This is a genomic window from Streptomyces sp. NBC_00223 (genome assembly GCF_036199905.1).
Taxonomy (GTDB): domain Bacteria; phylum Actinomycetota; class Actinomycetes; order Streptomycetales; family Streptomycetaceae; genus Actinacidiphila.
This window is the reverse complement of sequence record NZ_CP108109.1, coordinates 1,877,082-1,903,634: the sequence shown is the minus strand read 5'-3', so window position 1 is coordinate 1,903,634 and position 26,553 is coordinate 1,877,082. Positions and strand designations below refer to the sequence as shown.

Genomic DNA, 26,553 nt, shown 5'->3' with positions numbered 1-26,553 from the left:
CCATCCAATTTTTGCGAAATCTGATCGAGATATTGCTGTGTCCCGTTCGTCATCCCTAGGGTGTGCGTCACCTCCAGCCAGAAGGGACACCCCCCACCCCATGGACACCAGACGCCGATCATCGGTCTGGCTCGCCACGGCCACCGCCGCCGCCGTGGCCGCCGGCGGTCTCGCGCTTGCGACGACCGCCCAGACCGCCAGTGCCGCCCCCGCCGTATCGACCGTCTCGCCCTTCGACGTCAGCGGTGGCGCCTCCGTACCCTTCACCGAGTACGAGGCCGAGGCCGCCGCGACCAACGGCTCCACCATCGGTCCCGACTACACCCAGGGAACGGTCGCCTCCGAGGCGTCCGGCCGCCGCGCGGTCACCCTCAGCGGCCAGGGCAAGTACGTCGAGTTCACCCTCACCAAGCCGGCCAACGCCGTCGACGTCGCATACAACCTGCCGCGCGGCGCCTCCGGCACGGTCTCCGTCTACGTCAACGGGACGAAGATCGGGCAGAAGCTCGCCGTCACCGCGCAGTACTCGTATGTGGACACCGGGTGGATCGCGGGCGCCAAGACGCATCACTTCTTCGACGACTCACGGATCAGACTGGGCCAGGACCTGGCCGCGGGCGCCAAGGTCAAGCTCCAGCTCGACTCGGGCGACACCGGCACCGCGACCGTCGACGTGGCCGACTTCGAGCAGGTCGGCGCGGCCGGCGGCCAGCCCGCCAACTCCGTCTCGATCACCAGCACCGGCGCCGACCCCACCGGCGCCAACGACTCCACGGGCGCCTTCAACCAGGCCATCTCCACCGCCAAGTCGCAGGGCAAGGAGGTCTGGATCCCCTCCGGTGACTTCAAGCTGGGCTCCACCATCCAGGCCAGCGGCGTCACCATCCGCGGCGCGGGCAACTGGTACTCGGTGCTGCACAGCTCGCACCTGATCGACCAGACCGGCGCGGCAGGCAACACCAAGCTCTACGACTTCGCGGTCTTCGGCGAGGTCAGCGTCCGCAACGACAACTCGCCCGACAGCTTCATCACCGGCAGCCTCGGCCCGAACTCCGTGGTCTCCGGCATCTGGGTGCAGCGCGAGAAGTGCGGTCTGTGGCTGACCGGGAACAACGACAACCTGGTCGTCCAGAACAACCGGATCATCGGCACCACCGCCGACGGCCTCAACCTCGACGGCAGCGCCTCCGGCGTCACGGTGAAGAACAACTTCCTGCGCAACCAGGGCGACGACTCGCTCGCCATGTGGTCGCTGGGCTCGCCCGACACCGGTAACTCCTTCACCGGCAACACCATCGTGCAGCCCAACCTGGCCAACGGCATCGCGATCTACGGCGGCACCAACAACACCGTCTCCAACAACGTGATCGCCGACACCAACGCGCTCGGCAGCGGCATCGCCATCTCCAACCAGGCGTTCCTACAGCCGTTCAACCCGCTGTCCGGCGCCGTCACCGTCTCCGGCAACACCCTGATCCGCACCGGCGCGATCAACCCCAACTGGGGCCACCCGATGGGCGCGCTGCGGGTCGACTCGTACGACTCCGCGATCAGCTCGGTGAACGTCCAGATCACCAACACCAGGATCGTCGACAGCCCGTACAGCGCCTTCGAGTTCGTCTCCGGCGGCGGTCACGGCTACCCGGTCAGCGGCGTGACGGTCAGCGGCGCGACGATCTCCAACACCGGTACGGTCGTGGTCCAGGCCGAGACCCCGGGCTCCGCGTCCTTCTCCAACGTGGTCGCCACCGGCACCGGTGTGGCCGGCGTCTACTCCTGCCCGTACCCGGCCAACTCGGGGGCCTTCACGGTCAACCGCGGCTCGGGCAACAGCGGTTGGGACGGCAACTGGAACGACTGCAACTCCTGGCCGCAGCCCGGTCAGGGCGGCACCACCGGCGGCGGTACGACGGGCGGCGGCACAACCCCCCCGACAACGCCTCCGACGACCCCGGCCAGTGGCAACCTCGCGCAGGGCCGGCCGGCTTCGGCGTCCTCGTCGGTCCAGAACTACGCGGCGGGCAACACGGTGGACGGCAACGCCTCCACCTACTGGGAGTCCAACAGCAACGCCTTCCCGCAGACCCTGACCGTCGACCTCGGCGCGAACAAGTCCCTGGGCAAGGTCACCCTCAAGCTCCCGCCCTCCGCCGACTGGGCCACCCGCACCGAAACCCTCGCCGTCCTCGGCTCCACCGACAACAACACCTGGGCGACCCTGAAGGCCTCCAGCGGTGTGGTGTTCAACCCGTCCTCGGGCAACACCGCCACCCTGACCTTCAACGCGGCCACCGCCCGCTACCTGCGGCTGAGCATCACCGGCAACACCGGCTGGCCCGCAGGCCAGATCTCCGAGATCGAGGCCTACGCCGCCGACGGCACCACCACACCGCCGACCACCCCGCCCACCACGCCCCCGACCACACCGCCCACGACCCCGCCGACCACACCCCCGACCACACCGGCCGGCAACCCCAACCTCGCCCAGGGCCACTCCGCCACCGACACCGGCCACAACGACGTCTACACCGCGGGCAACGCCGTCGACGGCAACCAGGGCACCTACTGGGAAAGCACCAACAACGCCTTCCCCCAGTCTCTGACCGTCGACCTCGGCGCCACCAGGGCCGTCGGCCGCCTCGTCCTCAAACTCCCCACCGGCTGGGGCGCCCGCACCCAGAACCTCACCGTCCTGGGCTCCACCGACAACAACACCTGGACCACCGCCAAATCCGGCGCCGCCTACACCTTCGACCCCAACACCGGCGACACCGTCACTATCAACCTCCCCACCACCAACACCCGCTACCTCCGCCTCACCTTCACCGCCAACACCGGCTGGCCCGCAGCCCAACTCTCCGAACTCGAGGCCTACGCCTCGTAACGAGCGGCGGTACGTGACGGGCGGCGGCCTTCTGCCAGAGGGCCGCCGTCCCGCGTTTCGCCGTGTTCGCGCAGGTGCAGCGCGCGCAGCGCGATCTCGGTGCCGAACCGGTCGTCGGGCCGGGCCAGCCGGTCGCCGAACGCCCGGTCGAGGATGCGGATCCGGTAGCGGACCGTCTGCGGATGGACGCCCAGCAGATCGGCGACCTGGGCCGCGGTGCCGCGGGTGGTGAGCCAGATCCGCAGGGTGTCGATCAGCCGGGTGCGCTGGGTGGCGGTCAGTCCGACCAGCGGGCCGAGGAATCTCCTGGCCATCTGGTCGACGAGCGCCGGGTCGCCCAGCAGCCACAGCGGCAGCAGATGGTCCTCGCTCATCGCCAGCGGGCCGTCGTCGATCACCCCGGAGTCGGCGAGCGCAAGGGTGTGCCGGGCCCAGCGCAGCGAGTCCGCGGCCTCCCCGAGCGCGGTGGTCAGCCCGACCGCGGCCCGGCAGCCGGTCAGCGCGGCGGCCAGCGACGCCCGCCGCTGTTCGGTGAAGGGCCCCGGCACCAGCAGATGCGGCTCGGGGTCGGCGACGTCCTGGAGGATGTCCCGGTCGAGCGCGGCCTGCGCGGACCGGTCGGGCCGGGTGCCGGGCGCGATCGCGACCAGTGTGACCTCCTCGGGCAGCGGCCACCCGGAGTGCTCGGCGAGTTCGGCGAGGGCGCTGCGGGCCACCGCGGTGCCGCCCAGGATCCGGCGCAGCAGCCGCCGGCGCCGGTTGTCCGGCTCCTCGCCCAGCTCCGCGAGCGCCTGGGTGTAGCCCTCACGGGAGAGTTCGGCCAGATCGCCCATGTACGCGAAGAGGGCGTCGGCGAAGGTGAGCATGAAGGACGCGGAGAGGTTGTAGCGGCGTCCCACGGTACGGACCCGGCGCAGCGCCACCTGACAGCCGATGCGGTAGGCGGCCTGGAGGCTGTCCAGGCTGCGGCCCTCGTACGCCTCGAAGCGGCCGAATCTGCGGCACAGGTCGTCACGCAGCGAGGTGGTGGCGGTGGGCGCGGCCACCCGGTCCACGAAAGTGGCGATGTTCTGCTCGATGCCGATTTTGATCACCCGGGCGTTGGGGCCTTCGAGCAGATGCCCGTATTCGGGGATCGCGGTGACGATTTCAGTGGCCATCTCTTTTAATAAGCTGGGCAGTTCCGGGCGCATGATCGCGGCGAACTCCCGTGGAATCACACCCGGGGGCTCCGCCTGTTCCGGTGTCTGCCGCATGACGGTCATGCCCGGCCCCTTCCCAGACGCTTCGTCGCGTCCCGACCTCGCTGCAACATAGACCAAACGTGCACGGAGCGCAGCCCCGCGGACACGGAAACGTGCCCAACTCCCGGTACGGGCGGCCCTCCTGGGGTCGACCCGGCCCCGCACGGCGATCGCGCGGGGCCGGCGGGCGGGTCGTGCCCGAGTGCTCACTCGCTTATAAAAAATCCCGGTCCGATGTTGCCCGGGTGACAGAAAAATACCCGCCGGTAAGGTCGTCCCGAGAATCTTGTCCGGAATCGTTGCGCGTCCGGTTACCCGTGCGTAACGTCCTCCAGCGCAAGGGCAACCGGAACCGATTCGGTGCCCCGCGTCCCCGGTATTCCACTTGTCACCGAATTCCCGCCGACCGGCGCGGACTGCGGTTTATCAGGTACGTCGAACTCCCAGAAGGGATTCAGCCCATGCGCAAGTTCTCCAGGACGGCCGCGGGCGGCGTGGTCACGGGTGCGGCGTTCATCGCCGCGATCGGCCTCGCCGCCAGTCCGGCCTCCGCCGCGGTCAGCACGGCGACGGTCAGCGGCAGCGGCAGCGGCGGCGCCATCACGGCGACCGCGGCAAGCCCGACCCTCACCGACAGCAGCACCGGCACCAAGCTGACGTGTACGTCGGCCGCCGCCACCGGCGTCATCGCCAACGGCACCACCACCGGAGGGCCGAGCATCAAGGTCGGCACGATCACCGGGGCCACCTGGAACACCTGCAAGCTCAACAGCATCACGTTCACGGTCACCGCCAACTCGCTGCCGTGGAGCCTCAACGCGGTCGACCCGACCGACGCGAGCGGCAACACCGACGGATCGCTGACCGGTGTCGTGGCCAAGCTCTCCGGCCTGTGCACCGCGACGATCTCGGGCTCGGTGACCGGCCACTACTCCAACTCCACCCACACCCTGGTGCTCGACAGCGGCACCCTCACGGTGTCCGGCGTGGGCGGCCTGTGCCTCGGCCTGATCAACAACGGCGACTCGGTCGTCTACAAGGCGAACTACGTCGTCAGCCCGTCCACGCTGGCGCTCAACGCCTCCTGACGCCTCCTCACCCGGAGGGCGAACGGCCGTGAGAAGGGCCCCGGTGGGCACCTCGCACCCACCGGGGCCCCGGCCCGCCCGGCCACCCGGGCTCGCGCCGCCCTGCCCGCGCCCGTGCCGCCGCGCGCCGCGCCCGTGCCGCCGGGTGCCGGCCCGGCCCGGCCCGGCGACGCGCACGGGAGGACAAAATTCCGGATGGCTTTTGTCGTCCGATGACAAGAAATCGGGCCCGGCGAGGCCCCCGCGAACTTCCCCGGTTCGATCACTTGTCCGGGCTTATTACCCGACCGTAATGTCCAGCGTCGCCGCCGCCTGCCGAGGAGCTCCGCCATGAGGGGTGCCGTGATTCCGCGCCGCACGGTGCGGTTCGCCGCCGTCGCGGCGGCCGCGCTCGTGGCGGGACTGCTGCCCGGTACGGACTCGGCGGCCGGCGTCCCGGACGGCACGGTGAGCCTCGGCTATGTGTGCGCCTTCCCCTCGGGCGAGCAGGAGATCACCGTCGGCCTCCGTCAGGACTACCCGTCCACCGGGGCGGTCGGCACACCGGTCCAGCCGGGCCCGCTCACCGCGACCGTGACCGTGCCGAAGGAGGCCGCCGCCGCGCTGCTGCCCGCCGGAGCCGCCGCCGTCGGCGCCACCGCGACCCTCACCGCGCACATCACACAGGGGGAGTCGGCGGCCGACGCGTCGTGGCCGGGGCTGACCGCGCCCGAGGCCCCGGCCGACGGCGACCTCGTACTGACCCTCGGCGGCGACGTGCCGCCGCTCACGGTCACGGCGCCCGGCGCCGTACGGTTCGCGGCGGGGGAGTTGAGCCTCACCCTGCACCCGCGGACGGCCCCGCCCGACGCCGCCGACCCGCCGTCGCCCTCGGGGGACCCGGCGTCCGGGGCCGCGTCCGAGAGTGCCCCTGACCCCACCGACCCCGCCGGGGACACCGCGAGCGCCCATGTCACCGTCGCGCCGAAGTCCGACCTCGCCGACGTCACGACCATCTGCACCCCGAAGGACGGGCAGTCGACCGTACTCGGCAGCGTGCCCGTCACCGCCGCCGCCGACGGCACCGCGACGCCCTCGGCCCCGGCGACCCCGACCCCCGCGGGCACCGCCACCGGGTCCGCGACCCCGACCGTCCCGCCGACGGCCGGTGGAACCGCCACCCCCGCGGCCGGGCGGCCGGGCGGCCGCAACACCATCAAGCTCGCCACGCCCCCGCACTCCGGGGTGCACGACTGCGAGGACCCGCCGGAGGGCGACCCCGACCCGGCCGTGCTCGCCGCCGTTCCCCGCCCGCCCGGCGCGGTGGTCTACCCGGGCCCCGACGACCCGCCCTTCCCGCCGTACTCGCAGTGCGGCTACATCACCGGATACGCCAACGTCGGCAAGCTCAACGGCGCTTCGGTGGTCAACGACCTGCGCGGGCACCCGAGCCTGGCGACCATCGTGCAGAAGAGCACGGTCAGCGACTTCTCCTCGGACGACCCGTTGCAGTGGTACTTCGAGATCGACTCGGTCGCCGACCTCGCCCTCCCGCCCGCCGACTCGACCTTCCTCACCTACGGGTTCATGCCGACCAGCGCCAAGATGGCGCTCGTGCCGCGCGGCCTGATGACGGTCATCACGGTCGGCTCCGGCACCGAGGGCACGGTCAGCACCACCACGATCTACGGCAAGGAAGACCTGCGGCTGTACGACGTGAAGCTCAACGGCACGACGCTCGACGTGGGCCCCGACTGCCTTACCCGGGCGCCGCTGGACATCCGACTCATCGGCTACGACCGCAGTTCGCTCACCGGTGTGCCCACCCGGCCGCAGGACTACAGCGTCCAGACCGGCGGGCCGCTGGCCCAGGACGACCTCGTCATCCCGCCCTTCACCGGCTGCCGTTCGCACGGCGAGGACCTCGACGCGCTCTTCACCTCGGCCATCTCCGGCCACGGCAACTCGCTCAACCTCATCCAGGGCCCGCTGTGCGTCCCGATCGCGGAGTCCGGCTGCGACCCCGAGATCGGCTTCCCCGACCCTCCGCACCACTGACTCCCGGCACCACCGCACCCCCGCACCCCCTGTTCCGCCGCACCCCCGCCCCACCGACTCGTACGACCGACCGCAGCATCACCGGCCCGGGAGGTGCCATGGGAATCGAAGTGACCATCGAGGGCCTGACCAAGTCCTTCGGCACGCAGACCGTCTGGCAGGACGTGACGCTCACCCTGCCGCCCGGTGAGGTCAGCGTGATGCTCGGCCCCTCGGGCACCGGCAAGACCGTCTTCCTCAAGTCGGTGATCGGCCTGCTCAAGCCCGAGCGGGGCCGGGTGCTGGTCGACGGCGTCGACATGGTGGGCAGCCCGGAGCGCGACATCTACGAGGCCCGCAAGCTCTTCGGCCTGATGTTCCAGGACGGCGCCCTGTTCGGCTCGATGAACCTCTTCGACAACATCGCCTTCCCGCTGCGCGAGCACACCCGCAAGAAGGAGTCCGAGATCCGCCGGATCGTGATGGAGCGGATCGACATGGTCGGGCTGCTCGGCTCCGAGGGCAAGCTGCCCGGCGAGATCTCCGGCGGTATGCGCAAACGTGCCGGCCTCGCCCGCGCCCTCGTCCTGGACCCGCAGATCATCCTGTGCGACGAGCCCGACTCGGGCCTCGACCCGGTCCGCACCTCGTATCTGTCCCAACTGCTCATCGACCTCAACGCGCAGATCGACGCCACGATGCTGATCGTCACCCACAACCTCGACATCGCGGCCACCGTCCCGGACAACCTCGGCATGCTCTTCCGCCGCGAACTGGTCGCCTTCGGGCCGCGCGAGCTGCTGCTGACCAGCGAGGAGCCGGTCGTACGGCAGTTCCTCAGCGGGCGGCGGGCCGGACCCATCGGCATGTCGGAGGAGAAGGACGAGGCCACCCTCGCCCGGGAGCAACTGCACTCCGCCGACGTACGCGGCGCCCCGGCCCGGGTCTCCCCGCAGCTCGAACCGAGCCCCGGCCTGCCGCCGCGCCAGGCCGTGCAGCGGCGCCGGGCCCGGGTACTGGGGATGTGGGACCAACTGCCCGCCGCCACCCGCGAGGCCATGAAGGCCGGACTCGCGCCCGTGCAGGGGGAGCCCGCATGACCGCGCCGGTACGCGTCCCCGCGCCGCGCCGCGCGGTCCCCGGCACCGGGGCGCTGCGCCAGACCGGGCAGTTGATGGCGCTGGCCGCCACCACCGTGCGCGACACCTTCCGGCGGCCGTTCCAAATGCGGGAGCTGATCGAGCAGTTCTGGTTCGTGGCGAGCGTGACGATCCTGCCCGCGGCGCTGGTGTCGATCCCGTTCGGCGCCGTCATCGCGCTGCAAGTCGGTTCGCTCACCCAGCAGTTGGGCGCCCAGTCGTTCACCGGTGGGGCCAGTGTGCTGGCCGTGATCCAGCAGGCCAGTCCGCTGATCGTGGCGCTGCTGATCGCGGGCGCGGGCGGCAGCGCGATCTGCGCGGACCTCGGCTCGCGCAAGATCCGCGAGGAGCTGGACGCCATGGAGGTGATGGGCGTCTCCCCGGTGCAACGGCTGGTCGTACCGCGGGTGTTGGCGACCATGCTCGTGGCCGTCTTCCTCAACGGCCTGGTCTCGGTGGTCGGCACCCTCGGCGGCTACTTCTTCAACGTGGTCGTGCAGCACGGCACCCCGGGCGCGTATCTGTCCAGCTTCTCCGCCCTCGCCCAGCTGCCCGACCTCTACATCAGCGAGATCAAGGCGGTGATCTTCGGATTCATCGCCGGGATCGTCGCCGCCTACCGCGGTCTGCACCCCAAGGGCGGCCCCAAGGGCGTGGGCGACGCGGTCAACCAGTCCGTCGTCATCACCTTCCTGCTGCTCTTCGTGGTGAACGTCGTGCTCACCGCGGTCTATCTGCAACTCGTCCCGCGGAAGGGAGCCTGATGGCCCTCCTCGACAAGGACGCGCCCCGGTCCGAACCCCCGCCGCCCCCGCCCAAGTCTCGCCGCGGCGGCGGCCGTTGGCTGCGATGGCTCGACGAGGCAGGTGACCACTTCCTCTTCCACGTCACCGCCGTGCTGTGGATCCCGCGCACCCTGCGCCGCTACCTCAAGGAGGTACAACGCCTGCTGGCCGAGGTCGCGTTCGGCAGCGGCGGCCTCGGCGTCATCGGCGGCACGGTCGGCGTGATGATCGGCATGACACTGGCCACCGGCACGGTCGTCGGCCTCCAGGGCTACGCGGCCATGAACGAACTCGGCACCACCGCCTTCACCGGCTTCATCTCCGCCTACTTCAACACCCGGGAGATCGCCCCCCTGGTGGCGGGCCTCGCCCTGTCCGCGACCGTCGGCGCCGGCTTCACCGCCCAGCTCGGCGCGATGCGGATCAACGAGGAGGTCGACGCGCTCGAAGGCATGGGCATCCGCAGCATGCCGTACCTGGTCACCACCCGGATCATCGCGGGCGTCGTGGCGATCGTCCCGCTCTACGGCATCGGCCTGATCAGCAGTTACGCCGCCTCCCGGCTGGTCACCGTCACGTTCAACGGCCAGTCCGCCGGGACCTACGACCACTACTTCTCGCTCTTCCTCTCCCCGGCCGACGTCCTGCTGTCCACCCTGAAGGTACTGATCTTCAGCGTCGTGGTGATCCTCGCGCACTGCTACTACGGCTACACCGCCAAGGGCGGCCCGGCCGGCGTCGGCATCGCGGTGGGCCGCTCGGTGCGCAACGCCATCGTGATCATCTCGGTCACCGACTTCTTCCTCAGCCTGGCCATCTGGGGCGCCACCACGACCGTACGGGTGGCGGGATGACCACCACCGACACCCGCGCCCCCGCCGCGCCGTCCGCGCTCCGCCGCTCCGGGCGCGCCGCCACCGCCCGCCGCAGGACCGCGGGCCTGGTCTTCCTGCTGGTGCCCTGTCTGCTGGCCTGGCTCGCGGTCGCCGTCTACGACAAGGCGTTCACCGACGAGGCGACCGTCACCGTGGAGACCGGCAGCGTCGGCAACGAGATGCGTCCGGGCGCCGATGTGAAGGTGCGCGGAGTCGTCGTCGGCCGGGTGAAGGCCATCCACGCCGACGGCGCGGGCGCCCGTCTGGTGCTGGCCATCACCCCCGGAAAGCTCCGGCAGATCCCGGCCGGGGTCACCGCCCAGATGCTGCCCACCACCCTCTTCGGCGAACGCTTCGTGGCCCTCGTACCGCCGCCCGGTACGCCCGCCGGCGGTCCGACGCTCGCCGCGCACACCACCATCGCGCAGGACAGGTCCAGCGACGCCGTCGAACTCCAGCAGGTGCTCGGCCATGTGCTGCCGCTGCTCACCGCGGTCCAGCCGGAGAAGCTCTCCGCCACCCTCAACGCCGTCGCCACCGCCCTCGACGGCCGCGGCGCCCAGCTCGGCGCCACCCTCGTGCGACTCGACGCCTATCTGACCCGGCTCAACCCCCAACTGCCCGTGCTCAACGACGACATCAAGCAACTCGTCACCGTCAGCCGGGTCTACTCCGCCGCCGCGCCCGACATCGTCCAGGCGCTCACCGACTTCACGAGGACCAGCGGCACCATCGCCGAGGAGCGGGCCAACCTCAGCACCCTGTACGGCGCCACGACCACCACCGCCCAGGACCTCACCACCTATCTGCGGCAGAACAAGGACAACCTCATCCGGCTGTCCGCCGACAGCCGCGGCACCCTCGGCCTGCTCGCCGAGTACGCCCCCTCCTTCCCGTGCACCCTGCGCACCCTCGCCGACTTCGCGCCCGTGATGGACAAGGCGCTCGGCAAGGGCACCAAGGAGCCCGGGCTGCACATCGACGTCACCACCGTCGCCTCCCGCGGCGCCTACCGGCCCGGCAAGGACACCCCGGTGTACGGCGCGAGCGGCGGCCCGCGGTGCTACCCGGTCCCGTACACCGGGCGCGGCACCACACCCGCGGCCGAGTCCCCGTCGGCCGACGTCCCGGCGGCCGCGTCCCCCGCGTCCGGCGCGGCCGACTCCGTACCGTCCGGCACCGCCCCGGCCAACTCCCCGCAGGAGAACGAACTGGTCAACGAACTGCTCGCGCCTGCCACCGGCACCCCGGCGGCCGCCCTGCCCGACTGGAGCAGCGTGCTCGCCGGACCGGTCTTCCGCGGGGCGGAGGTGACCGTCGGGTGAAACGCCGCAGCCTGGCCGGACCGGTCGTCAAGTCGCTGGTCTTCATCCTGGTCACCGCGCTGGCCACCACCGTGCTCGCGCTGAGCATCACCGGCACCGGGGTGGGCGACACGTCCGGCTACTACGCCCGGTTCACCGACACCACGGGCCTCACCTCGGGCGACAGCGTAAGGATCGCGGGGGTCGTGGTCGGCCGGGTCGACTCCGTCAAGGTGGTCGACCACCGCCTCGCCCAGGTGCGCTTCTCCGTCCGGCGCGGCCGTACGCTGCCCGCCTCGGTGACCGCGACCATCAAGTACCTCAACATGGTCGGCCAGCGCTATGTCGACCTGGAGCAGGGCGCGGGCCCGGTCGGCGGTGTGCTCAGGCCCGGCGGCACGATCCCGGTCGGGCGCACCACCCCGGCGCTCGACCTCACCCAGCTCTTCAACGGCTTCCAGCCGCTCTTCGAGGGCCTGTCCCCGAAGGACGTCAACCAGCTCGCCGGGGAGATCGTCCAGGTGCTCCAGGGCGAGGGCGGCACCGTGGACGGTCTGATCGGCAACATCGGCTCGCTCACCACCACCCTCGCCGCCAAGGACCAGGTGATCGGCCAGGTCGTCGACAACCTCAACGACGTGCTCAGCACCGTCAACACCCGCGAGTCCGGCTTCAACGACCTGATCACCACCCTCCAGGAACTCGTCACCGGCTTCTCCGGCGACCGCGAGCCCATCGGGCAGTCCGTCGCGGCGATCTCCCGGCTCACCACGAGCACCGCCGGGCTGCTCGACGACGGACGGCAGCCGCTCAAGGACTCCATCGCGCAGCTCGGCCGGGTCTCCACCACCCTCGCCGACGGCACACCGCAGCTGGAGAACTTCCTGACCAGGACCCCGCAGAAGTTCCGGGCCGTCGGCCGGCTGGCGTCCTACGGCTCCTGGCTCAACCTCTACCTCTGCCAGGCCACGCTCTCCGGCGCCACCACCGCGGACGGCAGCGCCCCGCCCACCGGCATAGCGATCACCGAAGCGAGGTGCCGGTCATGATCCGCCCCCGTCTGCCCCGTCTGCCCCGCCTGTCCCGTTCCGGCGTCCCGGCCGTACGGACACGGTTGCGCGCGCCCGACGGCCGCGGGCTGTTCCGGCGCGCCCCCGCCCGCCGCGGCCGCCCGCTCTTCCGCCCGACGCGCGAGCGCGACCCGGTCGCCGTCGGCGCCGTCGGCCTGCTGCTGCTCGCCCTGATCAGCGTGGTCGTGTACAACGCCGAGGCGCTGCCGCTGATCGGCGGCGGCACCACGTACTCCGCGAACTTCACCGAGGCCGCGGGGTTGCGCGGCGGCGACGAGGTGCGGGTCGCGGGCGTCAAGGTCGGCAAGGTCACCGGGGTCGCGCTGGACAGCGCCCAGGTGAAGGTCACCTTCAAGGTCCGGCACACCTGGATCGGCGACGCCAGCACCGCCGCCATCGGCATCAAGACGCTGCTCGGCGAGAAGTACCTCGCCGTCGACCCGCTGGGCAGCCGCCCGCAGGACCCCGGCCGGCGCATCCCCAGAAGCCGCACCACCTCGCCGTACGACGTCACCCAGGCGTTCGACGGGCTCGGGCAGACCCTCGGGGCGATCGACACCCGGCAGCTCGCGCAGAGCTTCCAGACCATCTCCGACACCTTCCGGAACACCCCGGCCTCGGTGCGCAGCGCCGCCACCGGACTGGCGGCGCTGTCCAGGACGGTCTCCAGCCGGGACACCCAGCTCGCCGACCTGCTCACCGGCAGCCGGCAGCTCACCAAGACCCTCTCCGACCAGAACGGCCGCTTCCAGACGCTGATCTCGGACGGCGACCTGCTCCTCGGCGAGGTGCAGAAGAGGCGGGACGCCATCCACGCGCTGCTCATCGGCACCCAGGATCTCGGTACGCAGCTCAGCGGCCTGGTCGCCGACAACACCCGCCAACTGGCCCCCACCCTGGACGCGTTGGACCGGGTCACCGGCGTTCTGCTGGCCAACCAGTCCAGCCTGGACCAGGTGCTGGCGCTCGCGGGCCCGTACTACCGGCTGGTCGGCAACACCCTCGGCAACGGCCGCTGGTTCGACAGCTATCTGTGCGGGCTCGTCCCCAAGAGCTATCTGCCGCCGGGCACCCCGCCGGCCACCGGCTGCATGCCGCCCAAGGCGACGGGAGGGCACTCATGAGGCGTCTGCGCACCGCGCTCAGCGGCTACGGACTCCGGCGGCTCGCCGTCCTGGTCACCGTCCTGGCCGTGGTCGCCGGGGCCGCCGTCACCGCGGGCCTGGTCGTGCTCGGCGGCCCCGACGGCAGCCGCGTCACCGCCTGGTTCGACCGTACGGTGGGTGTGTACGCGGGCTCCGACCTGCGGATACTCGGCGTCAAGGTCGGCCGGGTCGACGCCGTGACCCCGCGGGGCAAGCAGGTCGAGGTGACGCTCACCCTCGACCACGGGGTGAAGGTGCCGGCCGACGCGGGGGCCGTGGTGGTCGCGCCCAGCGTCGTCGCCGACCGCTACATCCAGCTCACGCCCGCGTACACCGGCGGCCCCCTGCTCAAGGACCACGCCGTCATCCCGGCGAGCCGCACCGCCACCCCGGTCGAGATCGACCAGCTCTACGACAGCGTCACCAAGCTCAGCGACGCCCTCGGCCCCAACGGCGCCAACGCCACCGGCGCTTTGTCGGATCTGCTCGACACGGGCGCGCGCAACCTCGACGGCAACGGCAAGGCGATCGGCGACAGCATCGACCAGCTCGGCCAGGCGTCCAAGACCCTCGACGGCCACAGCGACGACCTCTTCGCCACGCTGTCCTACCTCCAGTCCTTCACCACGATGCTCAAGGACAATGACGGCAAGGTGAAGGCCGCCGCCGACCAACTCTCCACGGTCACCGGCTTCCTCGCCGAGGACAAGCAGAACCTGGCCGGCGCGCTCAGCCAACTGTCCACCGCGCTGGGCCAGGTGAAGACCTTCATCCAGGACAACCGGGCCCGCCTCAAGAGCAGCGTCACCCGACTCGCGCCGATCACGCAGACATTGGTCGACCAGCGCGCCTCACTCGCCGAACTCCTCGACACCGCGCCCCTGGCCGCCGACAACCTCCTCAACGCCTACGACCCCAAGCACAGCACCCTCGACGGCCGTACGAACATCAACGAGCTGAGCACGGTCGGCGATACCGGTCCCGCTGACCTCACCCCGGTCACGGCGGGCGAGCGGTCCCTGCCACTGCCACTGCCCGCCGTCGGCACGGTCTACGGCGGCGCCCCGGACGCCGACCAGCCCGAGGGGGCGGCCCGATGAGGCTCCGACACGCGGCGACCGCCGCCCTGGTGGCCCTGCTGGCCACCGGCTGCTCCTTCACCGGGGTGCAGGGCATCCCGCTGCCCGGCGGCGCCGACCTCGGCGGCCACCCCTACACGGTCAAGGCCCGCTTCGCCGACGTCCTCGACCTCGTGCCGCAGGCGTCCGTACGCGTCAACGACGTGGCCGTCGGCCGGGTCACCAGGATCGGCCTCGCGCCCGACGGCTGGTCGGCGCTGGTCACCATGAAGGTCAACGGCAAGGTCCGGCTGCCCGCGAACGCGTACGCCCATCTGGCGCAGTCCAGCCTGCTCGGCGAGAAGTACGTGGAGCTGTCCGCGCCGCCGGGGACGGGGACGGGCGGGGGTACGGGTACGGAGGCTGCGACGGCTGCCGTGACCGGCTCGGGCCCTTCCGCGCCCGTGCCCGCCGCCGACACCCCCACCGGGCGGCTCGGCGACGGCGACGTCATCCCGCTGTCCCGCACCGGCCGTGACCCGGAGGTCGAGGAGGTCTTCGGCGCCCTGTCCCTGCTGCTCAACGGCGGCGGCGTCCAGCAGCTCAAGACCATCAGCGTCGAGCTGAACAAGGCGCTGACCGGCAACGAGCCGCAGATCCGCGACATGCTCACCCAGGTCGACACCCTCGTGACCGATCTCGACGGCCACAAGCAGGACATCACCGACGCGCTCGACGGCGTCGACCGGCTCTCCGCCACCCTCGCCGCCCGCGACCAGAAGATCGGCACCGTGCTGACCGACCTCAGCCCCGGTCTGAAAGTCCTGGAGCAGCAGCGCGGTTCACTCGTCACCATGCTCCGCTCGCTCGACACCCTCTCCGGTGTCGCGGTGGACACCGTCGACCGGAGCAAGGACGACATGGTCGCCGACCTCAAGGCCCTCGCGCCCACCCTGCAACGGCTCGCCGACGCCGGGAGCGACCTGCCGGACTCGCTCCAGGTGCTGCTGACCTACCCGTTCACCGACGAGGTGCTCAACGGCGTCAAGGGCGACTACCTCAATGTCTATCTCGATCTGACGGCCGCCCCCGGTACCCGGCTCATCCCCGAGATGCCCGCCGACGAGAACGTCTACCCGCCGCCCAGCGACGATCCTTCCGACCCGGGCGGCAGCGCGGCCGTCGCCCGCAGCGCCCGTACCGCCCGGGACCGGCTCGACAGCAAGCTCGCCAAGGCCGGAGTCCCGCTGCCACTGCCCGCCGTCACCGGCACCGAATCCGTCCGCGCGGGAGGCCGCTGATGCTGACCCGGGCCACCGTCGTCAAGAACATCGCCTTCCTGGTCGTCGCCGTGCTCGTCCTCAGCTTCATCGGCGTCCGATACGCCGACCTCGGCCGCTATGTCGGGCTGCGCGGCTACTACACCGTGAAGGTCGAACTCCCCGAGGCCGGTGGGCTGTTCGAGCACGCCGACGTCACCTACCGCGGGGTCTCGGTCGGCCGGGTCGGACCGATCCGGCTCACCGGCGACGGCGTCGAGGCGTCGCTGCGGATCAACGACTCCGCACCCCGTATCCCCTCCCGCCTCAAGGCCGTTGTCGCCAGCCTCTCGGCGGTCGGCGAGCAGTACATCGACCTCCGGCCGAGCACCGACCAGGGGCCGTATCTCAAGGACGGCTCGCACATCGACGAGGCCGACACCCACACCCCGGCGCCCGTCACCAACCTGCTGACCAGCGTCGACAATCTCGCGGGCTCCGTACCGCTGGACTCGCTGCGAACGGTGGTGGACGAGTTCGGGCAGGCGTTCGCCGGGCAGGCCGACAACTTGCAGTCGCTCCTCGACACCAGCGGCCGGCTCCTCGCCACCGCCGACGCCAATCTGCCGGTCGACACCACGCTGATGATCGACGGGCGGACCGTGCTGCGCACCCAGGCCGACGAGGGCGACGCCATCACGTCCTTCGCCGACAGCGCCAATCAGCTCGCCGCCCGACTCGACTCCTCCGACACCGATCTGCGCCGGCTGATCACCGCCGCGCCCGACGCGGCCGGACAGGTCAGCGCGCTGCTGCGCGATGTCGGCCCGCAGTTGAGCGTGGTGCTGGCCAATCTGCTGACCACCTCGGACATCGCGGTGACCCGGCAGCGCGGTATCCAGGAGTACCTGGTCAAGGCGCCCGCAGTGGCCGCGGCCGGGTCGACGGCGGTCGACCGGAGCGGGGTGCACTTCGGGATGGCGGTCACCTTCTTCGCCCCGCTGCCCTGTACTTCCGGCTACGGCGGCACGGCGTACCGCAACGGCCTCGACACCAGCGCGCCCGCGACCGCCTTCAACACCGCGGCCCGCTGCACGGCCCCGGCCTCCTCCGGCACCGACGTACGCGGCTCGGCCCACGCGCCGGGCGGCGGCGGGGTGCCGGAACCGGCGCGGCCCGGGTCCGTACTGCCGACCACGACCGCCCCGACCGACACCCCGGCCGCCGCCACGGGTGTCTCCCCGGCCGCGCTGCCCGGCGCCCTCGGGCTGCCCGCGCTCGCACCCGGCGGCCCCACCACGATGGCGGCCCTGTTCGGTCTGGAGGACGCGCGATGAGTTTTCCGACAAGCCTGCTCCGGAGCGCGGCCGGGCGCAGGACGGCCTGGGCCACGGCCTGGGTGCTCGCCGTCGTGCTGTGCGCGCTGGGAGCCCGGTCGTACGCCGACGCGCGCGGCGACGGCTCGCTGGGCTACGGCAAGGCGCGCGACACCGTACGGGCCACCGGGCAGCGGGAGATCGCCCGGCTGAACACCGTGGACGCCGCCCACGCGGCCCGCGACCTCACCGGGTGGCTGGACGCGACCACCGGCCCGCTGCACGACCAGCTGTCCCGTACCCACACCGCCGACGAGTCCGCGCTCACCGGTTCTGGCACCTCGACGCGCGGCACGGTCACGGACGCGGCGGTCACCGAACTCGACACCCGGGCCGGTACGGCGAAGCTCATCGCGACCGTCCAGGTACGGGTGGCCCCGAAGAGCGGTTCGGCACGCGTCGACCGCAAGCGGTTCGAGGCGAACCTGTCGCGCACGTCCGGTGGTTGGAAGCTCTCGGCGCTCACCGCGGTGCCGGTGGGCGCGAGTTGAGGGGGGAGACGGACATGGCGACGACGGACACGGGGGCCGACCAGAGCGCCGACCAGGACGCCGAGTCGGGGGCCGAGTCGGATGCGGTGGCCGTCGAACCGGTGGCGGCCCGGCGTCCTTCGCGGCTGCGCCGGCCCGCCTGGGCCCATGGCCGTCGGCGGGTGGTGAGCGCGGGCGTGCTGCTCGTCCTGCTGCTCGCGGCGGGCGGACTGCGTGACGCCGCACAGGAGTTGCGCGACCCCGCCGCGACCGCCAACCACGCGCTGACCGACACCGACGCCACCGACCAGGTCACCGGCGACATCAGCAGCGCGCTCAGCCGGATCTTCGCCTACACCCCCGACGACACCGAGTCCACCGACCGGGCCGCCCGCGAACTGCTCGACGGCACCGCCGCCGGCCAGTACCAGGCGCTGTTCGCGCAGATCAGGCAGCACGTCACCGAGCAGCGCCTCACCCTGACCACCCGGGTCGTACGAGCCGGGGTCGTCTCGCTCACCGCCGACCACGCCCGACTGCTGGTCTTCCTCGACCAGACCGCCCAGCGGGCCGGCGCACCCGCCACGGACGCGGCCGCGCAACTCGCGGTGACCGCCGAGTACAAGGCCGGACGGTGGCGGATCACCGACCTCAAGGCCCTTTGAGAGGAAGGAAGTTGACCCGTATGCCGTTCACCGTCCCGCGTCCGCGCCGCCCGCTGCTCGCCGTGGCCCTCGCTCTCGCGCTCGCCGCCGTCTGCGCCGCCGCCTGGACCGGCTGGTCCTGGTACGGCGCCGCGCACGACGACGACACGGCCTTCGCCCGCGCCCGCGACACCGTACTGGCCGCGGGGGAGCAGGCCGTGCAGAACATGAACACCCTGGACCACGACGACCTCGACCACGGCCTGGACCGCTGGGAGTCCTCGACCACGGGCGATCTGCACTCCCAACTCGTCCAGGGGCGGGCGGACTTCGAGAAGCAGGTACGGCAGGCGCAGACCGTCAGCACGGCGCAGGTGCTCTCCGGCGCGGTGACCGAGCTGGACACCAGGACCGGGCGGGCGAGCGTGATGATCGCGCTGCGGATCACCGTACGGGCGCCGAAGGCCGAGCCGTCGGTCAAGGAGAGCCGGCTGCTGGGCGAGCTCACCCGGACGGGCGGCGGCTGGAAGCTCAGCGCGCTCGGTCAGGCGCCGATGGGGGACAGCGCGGCGCCCGATGACCCTTCCGCTTCCGCCTCCCCGCAGCCCACCGCCGGCCGCTGACGCCGTACGCGAGAGGACGCCGTAGCCATGTCGACCACCCGTTATCTGATCAACCGGCAGCGCAGGCTGGCCGCGGCCGGAGGGCGGCGTACGGCCGTCCGGTCCGCGGCGCCCGTCGTCGAGCCGGACGCTGTGGGGCCGGACGTCGTGGAGCCGGACGTCGAGGAGCCGGACGCCGTGGAGCCGGACGCTGTGGAGCCGGACGCCGTGGGGCCCGATGTCCTGGAGTCGGTGGCCGTCGGGCCGGTGGCCGAGCCCGCCGCCGAGCCCGCCCCCGACCCGGCCCCCGTACGGTCGCGCCGCCCGCGCCGGCCCGCCTGGACCACCGTCGTGGTCGCCGCGCTGGCGGTCGTCACCGTCCTGCTCGGCGGCTTCGCCGCGCTCGCCGCCGGGAAGGCGTCCGCGCTGCGCGACACCGCCGCCACCGGCAACACCGCGTTGACCGACACCGCCCGTACGAGTGAGGTCAAGGGCGGTGTCGCCCAGGACGTCAACGCCGTCTTCTCCTACGACTGGGCCGACACCGCCCGTACCGACCAGGCCGCCGCGCGCGATCTCACCGGCAAGGCCGTACAGCAGTACGCGGACATGATCGCCCAAGTCAGGGCACAGGCCCCGGCGCGGAAGCTGGTGCTGACCACCACCGTCACCGACACCGGTGTGCAGATGATCGACGGCGACCGGGCCCGGGTGCTGGTCTTCGCCGACCAGCGCAACACCAGCACGGCGAAGGGCGCGGCCGCGGGCACGACCTACGCGGCGGCGATGTTCGCGGTGGACGCGGTCCGCCAGGACGGCACCTGGAAGATCGCCTCCATCGACACGTTCGGCTGACGAGGCGCGGGCCGAGCGGGTGAAGCCAGGCCCCCTGGCAGGCACTATGGGGGTGGGCCCCGCAACGCATGCGAAACGCCGAGATGGGATGCTCATGCTCGTGTACCCCCGATGTGTCCGGCTGGCGGGGGGAGCAGGTGGCCCGACCGGCGAGGATGGATGGTTATGGATAAGCAGCAGGAGTTCGTGCTCCGCACTCTGGAGGAGCGGGACATCCGCTTCGTACGGCTGTGGTTCACCGACGTGCTCGGCTATCTGAAGTCGGTCGCGGTCGCCCCCGCGGAGCTTGAACAGGCGTTCGACGAGGGCATCGGCTTCGACGGCTCAGCCATCGAGGGCTTCGCCCGGGTGTACGAGTCCGACATGATCGCCAAGCCGGACCCGGCGACCTTCCAGATGCTGCCCTGGCGTGCGGAGGCCCCGGGTACGGCCCGGATGTTCTGCGACATCCTGATGCCGGACGGCTCCCCGTCGTACGCCGACCCGCGCTATGTCCTCAAGCGCGCGCTGGCCAAGACCTCCGACCTCGGTTTCACCTTCTACACCCACCCCGAGATCGAGTTCTACCTGCTCAAGGACAAGCCGCTGGACGGCGCGCGGCCGACGCCCGCGGACAACTCCGGCTACTTCGACCACACCCCGCAGTCCGTCGGCATGGACTTCCGCCGCCAGGCCATCACGATGCTGGAGTCCATGGGCATCTCCGTGGAGTTCTCGCACCACGAAGGCGCCCCCGGCCAGCAGGAGATCGACCTGCGGTACGCCGACGCGCTCTCCACGGCCGACAACATCATGACGTTCCGGCTGGTCATGAAGCAGGTCGCGCTGGAGCAGGGGGTGCACGCGACCTTCATGCCGAAGCCGTTCTCGGAGTACCCGGGTTCGGGGATGCACTCCCATCTGTCCCTCTTCGAGGGCGACCGCAACGCGTTCTACGAGTCCGGCGCGGAGTTCCAGCTCTCCAAGGTCGGGCGGTCGTTCATCGCGGGCCTGCTCAGGCACGCGGACGAGATCTCGGCGGTCACCAACCAGTGGGTCAACTCCTACAAGCGGATCTGGGGCGGCTCCCAGCGCACGGCGGGCGCGGGCGGCGAGGCGCCCTCGTACATCTGCTGGGGCCACAACAACCGCTCGGCGCTCATCCGGGTGCCGATGTACAAGCCGGGCAAGACGGGCTCGACCCGGGTCGAGGTCCGGTCCCTCGACTCCGGCGCCAACCCCTATCTGGCCTACGCGGTGCTGCTCGCGGCGGGCATGAAGGGCATTCAGGAGGGCTACGAGCTGCCCGCGGGCGCGGACGACGACGTGTGGGCGCTGTCCGACGCGGAACGCCGTGCGCTGGGCATCGCGCCCCTCCCGCAGAACCTCGGCGAGGCGATCGACCTCATGGAGCGCAGTGAGCTCGTGGCCGAGACGCTGGGGGAGCACGTCTTCGACTTCTTCCTGCGCAACAAGAAGCAGGAGTGGGAGGAGTACCGCTCGGAGGTCACGGCCTTCGAGCTCCGCAAGAACCTCCCGAACCTCTGATCCGCGCCCGGCCCGGCGGGGGCGTTCCTCGCCGGGCCGGGCGGGTCACTCGGTCGCCGCGGACTCGGCGAGGGTGTGGGCGACGAGGGCGTTGGCGTGGCCGTGGCCGAGGCCGTGCTCGGTCTTGAGCCAGGCGACGAGTTCCGTGTGCCTGGTCAGGGGCGAGGCGCGGATGAGGTCTTTCCACTCCGCGACGGGACGACCGTACTTCTTCTCGATGGACGGGAAGTAGCTCGCCGGCCCCTGCACTTTTTCCGCCATGTCCACGTATCCGTTCTCTCCGTACGGGATGCTCCGCAAAGCGCGCAGCCACACATACGACCGCCCCAGCCGCCCAGTCTCATCGCCCACCCCGATGTGACCCCCGTCATATCGGATGGGCCCACCCGTTTACCGCCGCAGCGGCGGGGACGCGGGACGGCGGCATGCGGCGGTGCCGAGACGGGCCCGGCGGGTGCGCGTCGTCTCCTGCGCGGCGACATCCCGGCCGCGGTCGGGGCGCCCGGGTCCCCAGGCTGGGTGCCCCGGGGCCGGGTGGGTGCGCACGCACCTGTTTTCCGCCGCCGCGGCGGGACGCGGGACGGCGGCATGCGGCGGTGCCGAGACGGGCCCGGCGGGCGCGGGTCGCCTCCTGCGCGGCGACATCCCGGCCGCCGGTCGGGCGGGGTGGGTGCGCGGGCAACTGATCTGCCGCCGCCGCGGCGGGACGCGGGACGCCGCTGTCCGTCGGCGCCGGGCCGGGCCCGGTGGGTGCGGGTCGTCTCCTGCGCGGCGACATCCCGGCCGCCGGTCGGGCGGGGTGGGTGCGCGGGCACCTGATTTGCCGCCGCCGCGGCGGGACGCGGGACGGTGGTGTGCGGCGGTGCCGAGCGGGCTCGCGCCCGGCGGCGTGTCGGCCGTGCCGGGGCGGGCCCGAGGCCATGGGGAGGGGGCGTATCCGAATTACGCCCCGGTGGGGGCGGCACCGAGCCGGGCCAGGCTCGGGACTTGGGATTTCCGCCGCCCCGGAGGGCGTACGCGGCGGCGTCGGGAGGGGAGGCGGGGTGGGGGCCGCTAGCCTGGGGGTGTGCGGCCGTAGAAGCCGCCTGACCCGCCGGGAGGGCCGATGCAGGGACGCCGGAGCAGCACGTTCACACGTCTGCTGCGGCACGGCTTCACCGACGCGGCCGGCGCCGAACGACTGCTCGACGCCGAAGCCCTCGCCGGCGTCCGAGGCGATCCCGTCCTGCTGGAAGCCCTCGGCGCGACCGCCGACCCCGACCAGGCGCTGCACGGCCTCGTACGGATGGCCGAAGCCCTCGACCCGGGCGAGCGCCGGGCCCTGCTCGACACCCTCACCACCGCCAAGCCGCTCCGCGACCGCCTGCTGCGCGTCCTCGGCGCGTCCGAGGCCCTGGGCGACCACCTCGCCCGCCACCCGGCGGACTGGCACGCCCTGGTCACGTACGAGGCCACCGACCTGCACCCCGGCGTGGACGAGTTCGCGCACGGCCTGGCCGCCGCCGGCACCCCGGACGCCCTGCGCGTGGCGTACCGCCGCTGCCTGCTCGGCATCGCGGCCCGCGACGTGTGCGGCACGAACGACCTGGTCCGTACCGCCGCCGAACTCGCCGACCTGGCCACCGCCACCCTGCGTGCGGCCTTGGCCATGGCCAGCGAGGAGCAGCCGGAGGACGCCGCCGCCTGCCGCCTCGCGGTCATCGGCATGGGCAAGTGCGGCGGCCACGAGCTGAACTACGTCTCCGACGTGGACGTCATCTTCGTCGCCGAGCCGGCCGCCATGGCCGACCCGCTCAGCCCCCCGACGGGCGACGAGAGCGGCGCGCTGCGGGCCGCCACCCGTCTGGCCGCCCGGATGATGCGGATCTGCTCGGACACCACCGCCGAGGGCACCATCTGGCCGGTCGACGCCAACCTCAGGCCCGAGGGCAAGAACGGCCCCCTGGTCCGTACCCTCTCCAGCCATCTGGCCTACTACCGGCGGTGGGCCAAGACCTGGGAGTTCCAGGCGCTGCTCAAGGCCCGGCCGGTCGCCGGGGACCAGACGCTCGGCGTGGAGTACATGGCCGCGATCCACCCCATGGTCTGGCAGGCCGCCGAGCGCGAGCACTTCGTCGTCGACGTCCAGCAGATGCGCCGCCGCGTCATCGACAACATCCCGCTCGCCCAGCTCGACCGGGAGCTGAAACTCGGCCCCGGCGGTCTGCGCGACGTCGAGTTCGCCGTGCAGCTGCTCCAGCTCGTGCACGGCCGTACCGACACCTCCCTGCGCAGCGGCACCACGCTGACCGCCCTCGCCGACCTGGCCGCCGGCGGCTACGTGGGCCGCGCCGACGCCGCCGCGCTGGACGCCGCGTACCGCTTTCTGCGCCAGATGGAACACCGCATCCAGTTGCAGAAGATGCGCCGCACCCACCTCGTCCCCGACGACGAGGCGGGACTGCGCAGGCTCGGCCGCGGCCTCGGCTTCCGCTCCGACCCGGTCGCCGAGTTGAACCGGGAGTGGAAGCGGCACGCCATGGAGGTACGGCGGCTGCACGAGAAGCTCTTCTACCGCCCGCTGCTCGACGCCGTCGCCCAGCTGGAGTCCGCCGAGACCCGGCTCAGCACCGGCGCGGCCAGGGAACGCCTCCAGGCACTCGGGTACGCCGACCCGGCCGCCGCCATCCGGCATCTGGAGGCGCTGGCCAGCGGGGTCAGCCGCAAGGCCGCCATCCAGCGCACCCTGCTGCCCGTACTGCTCGGCTGGTTCGCCGACTCGGCCGACCCCGACGCCGGGCTGCTCGGCTTCCGCAAGGTCTCCGACGCGCTCGGCAAGACGCCCTGGTATCTGCGGCTGCTGCGCGACGAGGGCGCCGCCGCCCAGCGGCTGGCCCGGGTGCTGTCCTCCGGACGGCTCGCCCCCGACCTGCTGATGCGCGCCCCCGAGGCGGTCGCCCTGCTGGGCTCGACCGACGGACTGCTGCCGCGCGACCACATCGCCCTGGAGCAGGAGGTGCTGGCCGCCGTCGGCCGCGCCGACACCCCGGAGCAGGCCATCGCCTCGGTCCGCGGGGTACGGCGGCGCGAGCTGTTCCGCACCGCGGCCGCCGACCTCATCGACACCTACGGCGACGACGCCCAGGACCTGGGCCCGGACACCGAGCAAGCGGATCCGCGCAGCCCCGACGGCCGCGGCCACCCCCCGGCCACCGCGCCGGACGCCGCCGCCCTCGTCGACCGCGTCGGCACCGCCGTCTACGGTCTGACCTCCGCGACCGTGGCCGGTGCGCTGCGGGCCGCCGTCAACTCCGTGACCGCCAACGACACCCGGCCGCTGCCCACCCGGTTCGCGGTCATCGCGATGGGCCGCTTCGGCGGCCGGGAGCTGGGCTACGGCTCCGACGCCGACGTGCTCTTCGTGCACGACCCGCGCGAGGGCGCCGACCCCGGCGAGGCCGGGCGCGCCGCGACCGCCGTCGCGGACGAACTGCGCCGCCTGCTCCAGATCCCCACCGCCGACCCGCCGCTGCTGATCGACGCCGACCTGCGGCCCGAGGGCAAGAGCGGCCCGCTGGTGCGCACCCTGGCCTCGTACGCCGCCTACTACCGCCGCTGGTCGGTGACCTGGGAGAGCCAGGCGCTGCTGCGGGCCGCCCCGGTGGCCGGCGACGAGGACCTCGGCGCGCGCTTCATCGAGCTGATCGACCCGCTGCGCTACCCGACGGGCGGGCTGGACGAGGAGGCGGTACGCGAGATCCGCCGTATCAAGGCCCGGATGGAGTCCGAGCGGATGCCGCGCGGCGCCGACCGTACGACCCACGCCAAGCTCGGCCGCGGCGGGCTGTCCGACATCGAGTGGACCGTCCAGCTCCTCCAGCTCCAGCACGCCGACCGGCTGCCGGAGCTGCGTACGACGAGCACCCGGCGGGCGCTGGCCGCCGCGCGCGAGGCCGGGCTGATCGACGGCACGGACGCCACCGTGCTGGACGAGGCATGGGTGCTGGCCACCCGGGTGCGCAACGCGGTGATGCTGGTACGCGGCCGGTCCGGCGACACCTTCCCCGGCGACGGGCGCGAGCTGGCCTCGGTCGGCCGCTATCTGGGGTACGCCACCGGGCATGTCGGCGACATGCTGGAGGACTACCGGCGCCGCACCCGGCGGGCCCGCGCGGTCATGGAACGGATCTTCTACGAGGGCTGACGAGGGCTGCCCGGGGCTGAGGGGGCCGATACGGGGGCAACGCCACCGCCGGGGGAGCCGACCGCGAGCAGAGGGCCGGCCGCGTGCCCACGGGAACGCGGCCGGCCCCCTCCCGCTCCTACGCCTCCAGTTTCGGCAGCTTCGCGGGCCGCGTCTTCTGCGGATACCTCGGCAGCCGGTACACCCAGTGCCCGTACAGCGCGTACGCCACGCTGTAGCCGAGGCCCAGGCAGACCGCGCCGCCCACCGCGTCCATCCAGAAGTGGTTGCCGGTCGCGATGATCACCACCAGGGTGAACACCGGGTAGAGCGCGCCCAGCACCCGGACCCACAGCGGCTTGGCCAGCGTGGCGATGGTGATCCCGCACCACAGCGACCAGCCGATGTGCATCGACGGCATGGCCGCGTACTGGTTGGAGACATGCGCGAGGCTGCCCTGCGACATCGAGCCCCAGGTGTGGTGGACCTGCACGGTGTCGATGAAGCCGGCCCCGGCCAGCAGCCGCGGCGGGGCCAGCGGGAAGGCCCAGAAGCCGACCAGCGCCAGCCAGGTCGTGGTGAAGAGCACGAGTCTGGCCGGGCCGTAGCGCCCGGGATGGAAGAGATACAGCCACACCAGCACACTGATGGTGATGATGAAGTGCAACGTGGCGTAGTAGTAGTTCATCCCGACGATCAGCCACGTCACCGAGTTCAGCGCGTGGTTGACCGAGTGCTCGACGGCCAGGCCGAGATGGTGCTCGAAGGACCAGATCCAGCGGGCGTGCCGCAGGGCGACCTGCTTCTCCTCGGGGACCGCGTTGCGGATCTGGGAGTAGAGCCAGTAGCTCACACCGATGAGGAGTATCTCGAACCACAGCCGGGGGGCCCGGGGCGTGCGCGCACGCTCCACCAGCTTCTGCCGGACCGTCGCCGTACGGGTCGTGCCACCGGCGCGCACAGTGCCGGTCGGACCACTGGAGTCCCGCGGGGCGGTCTTGCGGCCGTTCATCGTCTTCGCCGTCGGTTCCCCCATAGGACATCAGTCTG

21 protein-coding genes are annotated in these 26,553 nt (G+C 72.1%); 18 read left to right on the top strand and 3 right to left on the bottom strand.

What is annotated here, in order from left to right; all coding sequences use genetic code 11:
- Positions 1-100: 100 nt before the first annotated feature.
- The gene (locus OHA30_RS07970) at positions 101-2,884 is read left to right on the top strand and encodes a discoidin domain-containing protein (RefSeq protein ID WP_328913101.1); all 2,784 of its coding nucleotides are present in this window, start codon (positions 101-103) and stop codon (positions 2,882-2,884) included.
- Here the strand turns inward: OHA30_RS07970 and OHA30_RS07965 are convergent.
- Complete coding sequence (locus OHA30_RS07965) at positions 2,872-4,149, bottom strand: helix-turn-helix domain-containing protein (protein WP_328913100.1); 1,278 nt, start codon at positions 4,147-4,149, stop codon at positions 2,872-2,874. The genes OHA30_RS07970 and OHA30_RS07965 overlap by 13 nt on opposite strands.
- Before the next feature lie 440 nt (positions 4,150-4,589).
- Here OHA30_RS07965 and OHA30_RS07960 point away from each other — a divergent pair, with 440 nt between their 5' ends.
- The 16 genes from OHA30_RS07960 (at position 4,590) to glnA (ending at position 21,341) form a co-directional block, all read left to right on the top strand.
- Positions 4,590-5,216 (top strand): hypothetical protein, encoded by a 627-nt coding sequence (locus tag OHA30_RS07960; protein ID WP_328913099.1) that lies wholly within the window; start codon positions 4,590-4,592, stop codon positions 5,214-5,216.
- Positions 5,217-5,546: 330 nt separating this feature from the next.
- The gene (locus OHA30_RS07955) at positions 5,547-7,253 is read left to right on the top strand and encodes a DUF6801 domain-containing protein (RefSeq protein WP_328913098.1); all 1,707 of its coding nucleotides are present in this window, start codon (positions 5,547-5,549) and stop codon (positions 7,251-7,253) included.
- Between the two features lie 98 nt (positions 7,254-7,351).
- Positions 7,352-8,332, top strand: a complete 981-nt coding sequence (locus OHA30_RS07950; protein WP_328913097.1) for an ABC transporter ATP-binding protein — start codon at positions 7,352-7,354, stop codon at positions 8,330-8,332.
- The gene (locus tag OHA30_RS07945) at positions 8,329-9,135 is read left to right on the top strand and encodes an MlaE family ABC transporter permease (protein WP_328913096.1); all 807 of its coding nucleotides are present in this window, start codon (positions 8,329-8,331) and stop codon (positions 9,133-9,135) included. The genes OHA30_RS07950 and OHA30_RS07945 overlap by 4 nt, the downstream gene beginning before the upstream one ends.
- Positions 9,135-10,010, top strand: coding sequence for an MlaE family ABC transporter permease (locus OHA30_RS07940; protein ID WP_328913095.1), 876 nt, complete (start codon positions 9,135-9,137; stop codon positions 10,008-10,010). Before OHA30_RS07945 ends, OHA30_RS07940 begins: the two co-directional genes overlap by 1 nt.
- Positions 10,007-11,356 (top strand): MCE family protein, encoded by a 1,350-nt coding sequence (locus OHA30_RS07935; RefSeq protein ID WP_328913094.1) that lies wholly within the window; start codon positions 10,007-10,009, stop codon positions 11,354-11,356. Before OHA30_RS07940 ends, OHA30_RS07935 begins: the two co-directional genes overlap by 4 nt.
- Entirely contained in the window at positions 11,353-12,384 is a 1,032-nt protein-coding gene (locus OHA30_RS07930) for an MCE family protein (RefSeq protein ID WP_328913093.1), read from the top strand. The genes OHA30_RS07935 and OHA30_RS07930 overlap by 4 nt, the downstream gene beginning before the upstream one ends.
- A 65-nt stretch (positions 12,385-12,449) precedes the next feature.
- Complete coding sequence (locus OHA30_RS07925; RefSeq protein ID WP_405786141.1) at positions 12,450-13,529, top strand: MCE family protein; 1,080 nt, start codon at positions 12,450-12,452, stop codon at positions 13,527-13,529.
- Positions 13,526-14,650 (top strand): MCE family protein, encoded by a 1,125-nt coding sequence (locus tag OHA30_RS07920; protein WP_328913091.1) that lies wholly within the window; start codon positions 13,526-13,528, stop codon positions 14,648-14,650. The genes OHA30_RS07925 and OHA30_RS07920 overlap by 4 nt, the downstream gene beginning before the upstream one ends.
- A complete protein-coding gene (locus OHA30_RS07915; protein ID WP_328913090.1) occupies positions 14,647-15,909 on the top strand; it encodes an MlaD family protein in 1,263 nt (420 codons plus the stop codon). The genes OHA30_RS07920 and OHA30_RS07915 overlap by 4 nt, the downstream gene beginning before the upstream one ends.
- The gene (locus OHA30_RS07910) at positions 15,909-17,204 is read left to right on the top strand and encodes an MlaD family protein (RefSeq protein WP_328913089.1); all 1,296 of its coding nucleotides are present in this window, start codon (positions 15,909-15,911) and stop codon (positions 17,202-17,204) included. The genes OHA30_RS07915 and OHA30_RS07910 overlap by 1 nt, the downstream gene beginning before the upstream one ends.
- Complete coding sequence (locus OHA30_RS07905) at positions 17,201-17,734, top strand: hypothetical protein (RefSeq protein ID WP_328913088.1); 534 nt, start codon at positions 17,201-17,203, stop codon at positions 17,732-17,734. Before OHA30_RS07910 ends, OHA30_RS07905 begins: the two co-directional genes overlap by 4 nt.
- A gap of 14 nt (positions 17,735-17,748) precedes the next feature.
- On the top strand, positions 17,749-18,378 hold the full coding sequence (locus OHA30_RS07900) for a hypothetical protein (RefSeq protein WP_328913087.1): 630 nt from the start codon (positions 17,749-17,751) through the stop codon (positions 18,376-18,378).
- A 20-nt stretch (positions 18,379-18,398) separates the two neighbouring features.
- Positions 18,399-18,980: a hypothetical protein gene (locus tag OHA30_RS07895; RefSeq protein ID WP_328913086.1), complete on the top strand. Its 582-nt coding sequence runs from the start codon at positions 18,399-18,401 to the stop codon at positions 18,978-18,980.
- A 27-nt stretch (positions 18,981-19,007) separates the two neighbouring features.
- On the top strand, positions 19,008-19,814 hold the full coding sequence (locus OHA30_RS07890; RefSeq protein WP_328913085.1) for a hypothetical protein: 807 nt from the start codon (positions 19,008-19,010) through the stop codon (positions 19,812-19,814).
- A gap of 165 nt (positions 19,815-19,979) precedes the next feature.
- Positions 19,980-21,341, top strand: a complete 1,362-nt coding sequence (glnA, locus tag OHA30_RS07885; protein WP_328913084.1) for a type I glutamate--ammonia ligase — start codon at positions 19,980-19,982, stop codon at positions 21,339-21,341.
- Between the two features lie 45 nt (positions 21,342-21,386).
- Here glnA and OHA30_RS07880 read toward each other — a convergent pair whose 3' ends face one another.
- Entirely contained in the window at positions 21,387-21,602 is a 216-nt protein-coding gene (locus OHA30_RS07880) for a DUF4287 domain-containing protein (RefSeq protein WP_328913083.1), read from the bottom strand.
- Between the two features lie 844 nt (positions 21,603-22,446).
- Here OHA30_RS07880 and OHA30_RS07875 point away from each other — a divergent pair.
- A complete protein-coding gene (locus tag OHA30_RS07875) occupies positions 22,447-25,524 on the top strand; it encodes a bifunctional [glutamine synthetase] adenylyltransferase/[glutamine synthetase]-adenylyl-L-tyrosine phosphorylase (protein WP_328913082.1) in 3,078 nt (1,025 codons plus the stop codon).
- Positions 25,525-25,642: 118 nt separating this feature from the next.
- On the opposite strand, the gene OHA30_RS07870 is transcribed toward OHA30_RS07875, so the two are convergent.
- A complete protein-coding gene (locus tag OHA30_RS07870; RefSeq protein WP_328913081.1) occupies positions 25,643-26,539 on the bottom strand; it encodes a phosphatase PAP2 family protein in 897 nt (298 codons plus the stop codon).
- Between the last annotated feature and the right edge of the window lie 14 nt (positions 26,540-26,553).

What these genes read in the sequence shown, in the direction of transcription:
- OHA30_RS07965 (WP_328913100.1), bottom strand. Translation starts at nt 4,149, where the DNA reads ATGACCGTCATGCGGCAGACACCGGAACAGGCGGAGCCCCCGGGTGTG.
- OHA30_RS07870 (WP_328913081.1), bottom strand. Translation starts at nt 26,539, where the DNA reads ATGGGGGAACCGACGGCGAAGACGATGAACGGCCGCAAGACCGCCCCG.
- OHA30_RS07915 (WP_328913090.1), top strand. Translation starts at nt 14,647, where the DNA reads ATGAGGCTCCGACACGCGGCGACCGCCGCCCTGGTGGCCCTGCTGGCC.
- OHA30_RS07910 (WP_328913089.1), top strand. Translation starts at nt 15,909, where the DNA reads ATGCTGACCCGGGCCACCGTCGTCAAGAACATCGCCTTCCTGGTCGTC.
- OHA30_RS07900 (WP_328913087.1), top strand. Translation starts at nt 17,749, where the DNA reads ATGGCGACGACGGACACGGGGGCCGACCAGAGCGCCGACCAGGACGCC.
- OHA30_RS07895 (WP_328913086.1), top strand. Translation starts at nt 18,399, where the DNA reads ATGCCGTTCACCGTCCCGCGTCCGCGCCGCCCGCTGCTCGCCGTGGCC.
- OHA30_RS07945 (WP_328913096.1), top strand. Translation starts at nt 8,329, where the DNA reads ATGACCGCGCCGGTACGCGTCCCCGCGCCGCGCCGCGCGGTCCCCGGC.
- OHA30_RS07970 (WP_328913101.1), top strand. Translation starts at nt 101, where the DNA reads ATGGACACCAGACGCCGATCATCGGTCTGGCTCGCCACGGCCACCGCC.
- OHA30_RS07935 (WP_328913094.1), top strand. Translation starts at nt 10,007, where the DNA reads ATGACCACCACCGACACCCGCGCCCCCGCCGCGCCGTCCGCGCTCCGC.
- OHA30_RS07955 (WP_328913098.1), top strand. Translation starts at nt 5,547, where the DNA reads ATGAGGGGTGCCGTGATTCCGCGCCGCACGGTGCGGTTCGCCGCCGTC.
- OHA30_RS07875 (WP_328913082.1), top strand. Translation starts at nt 22,447, where the DNA reads ATGCAGGGACGCCGGAGCAGCACGTTCACACGTCTGCTGCGGCACGGC.
- OHA30_RS07905 (WP_328913088.1), top strand. Translation starts at nt 17,201, where the DNA reads ATGAGTTTTCCGACAAGCCTGCTCCGGAGCGCGGCCGGGCGCAGGACG.
- glnA (WP_328913084.1), top strand. Translation starts at nt 19,980, where the DNA reads ATGGATAAGCAGCAGGAGTTCGTGCTCCGCACTCTGGAGGAGCGGGAC.
- OHA30_RS07940 (WP_328913095.1), top strand. Translation starts at nt 9,135, where the DNA reads ATGGCCCTCCTCGACAAGGACGCGCCCCGGTCCGAACCCCCGCCGCCC.
- OHA30_RS07920 (WP_328913091.1), top strand. Translation starts at nt 13,526, where the DNA reads ATGAGGCGTCTGCGCACCGCGCTCAGCGGCTACGGACTCCGGCGGCTC.
- OHA30_RS07950 (WP_328913097.1), top strand. Translation starts at nt 7,352, where the DNA reads ATGGGAATCGAAGTGACCATCGAGGGCCTGACCAAGTCCTTCGGCACG.
- OHA30_RS07890 (WP_328913085.1), top strand. Translation starts at nt 19,008, where the DNA reads ATGTCGACCACCCGTTATCTGATCAACCGGCAGCGCAGGCTGGCCGCG.
- OHA30_RS07960 (WP_328913099.1), top strand. Translation starts at nt 4,590, where the DNA reads ATGCGCAAGTTCTCCAGGACGGCCGCGGGCGGCGTGGTCACGGGTGCG.
- OHA30_RS07880 (WP_328913083.1), bottom strand. Translation starts at nt 21,602, where the DNA reads ATGGCGGAAAAAGTGCAGGGGCCGGCGAGCTACTTCCCGTCCATCGAG.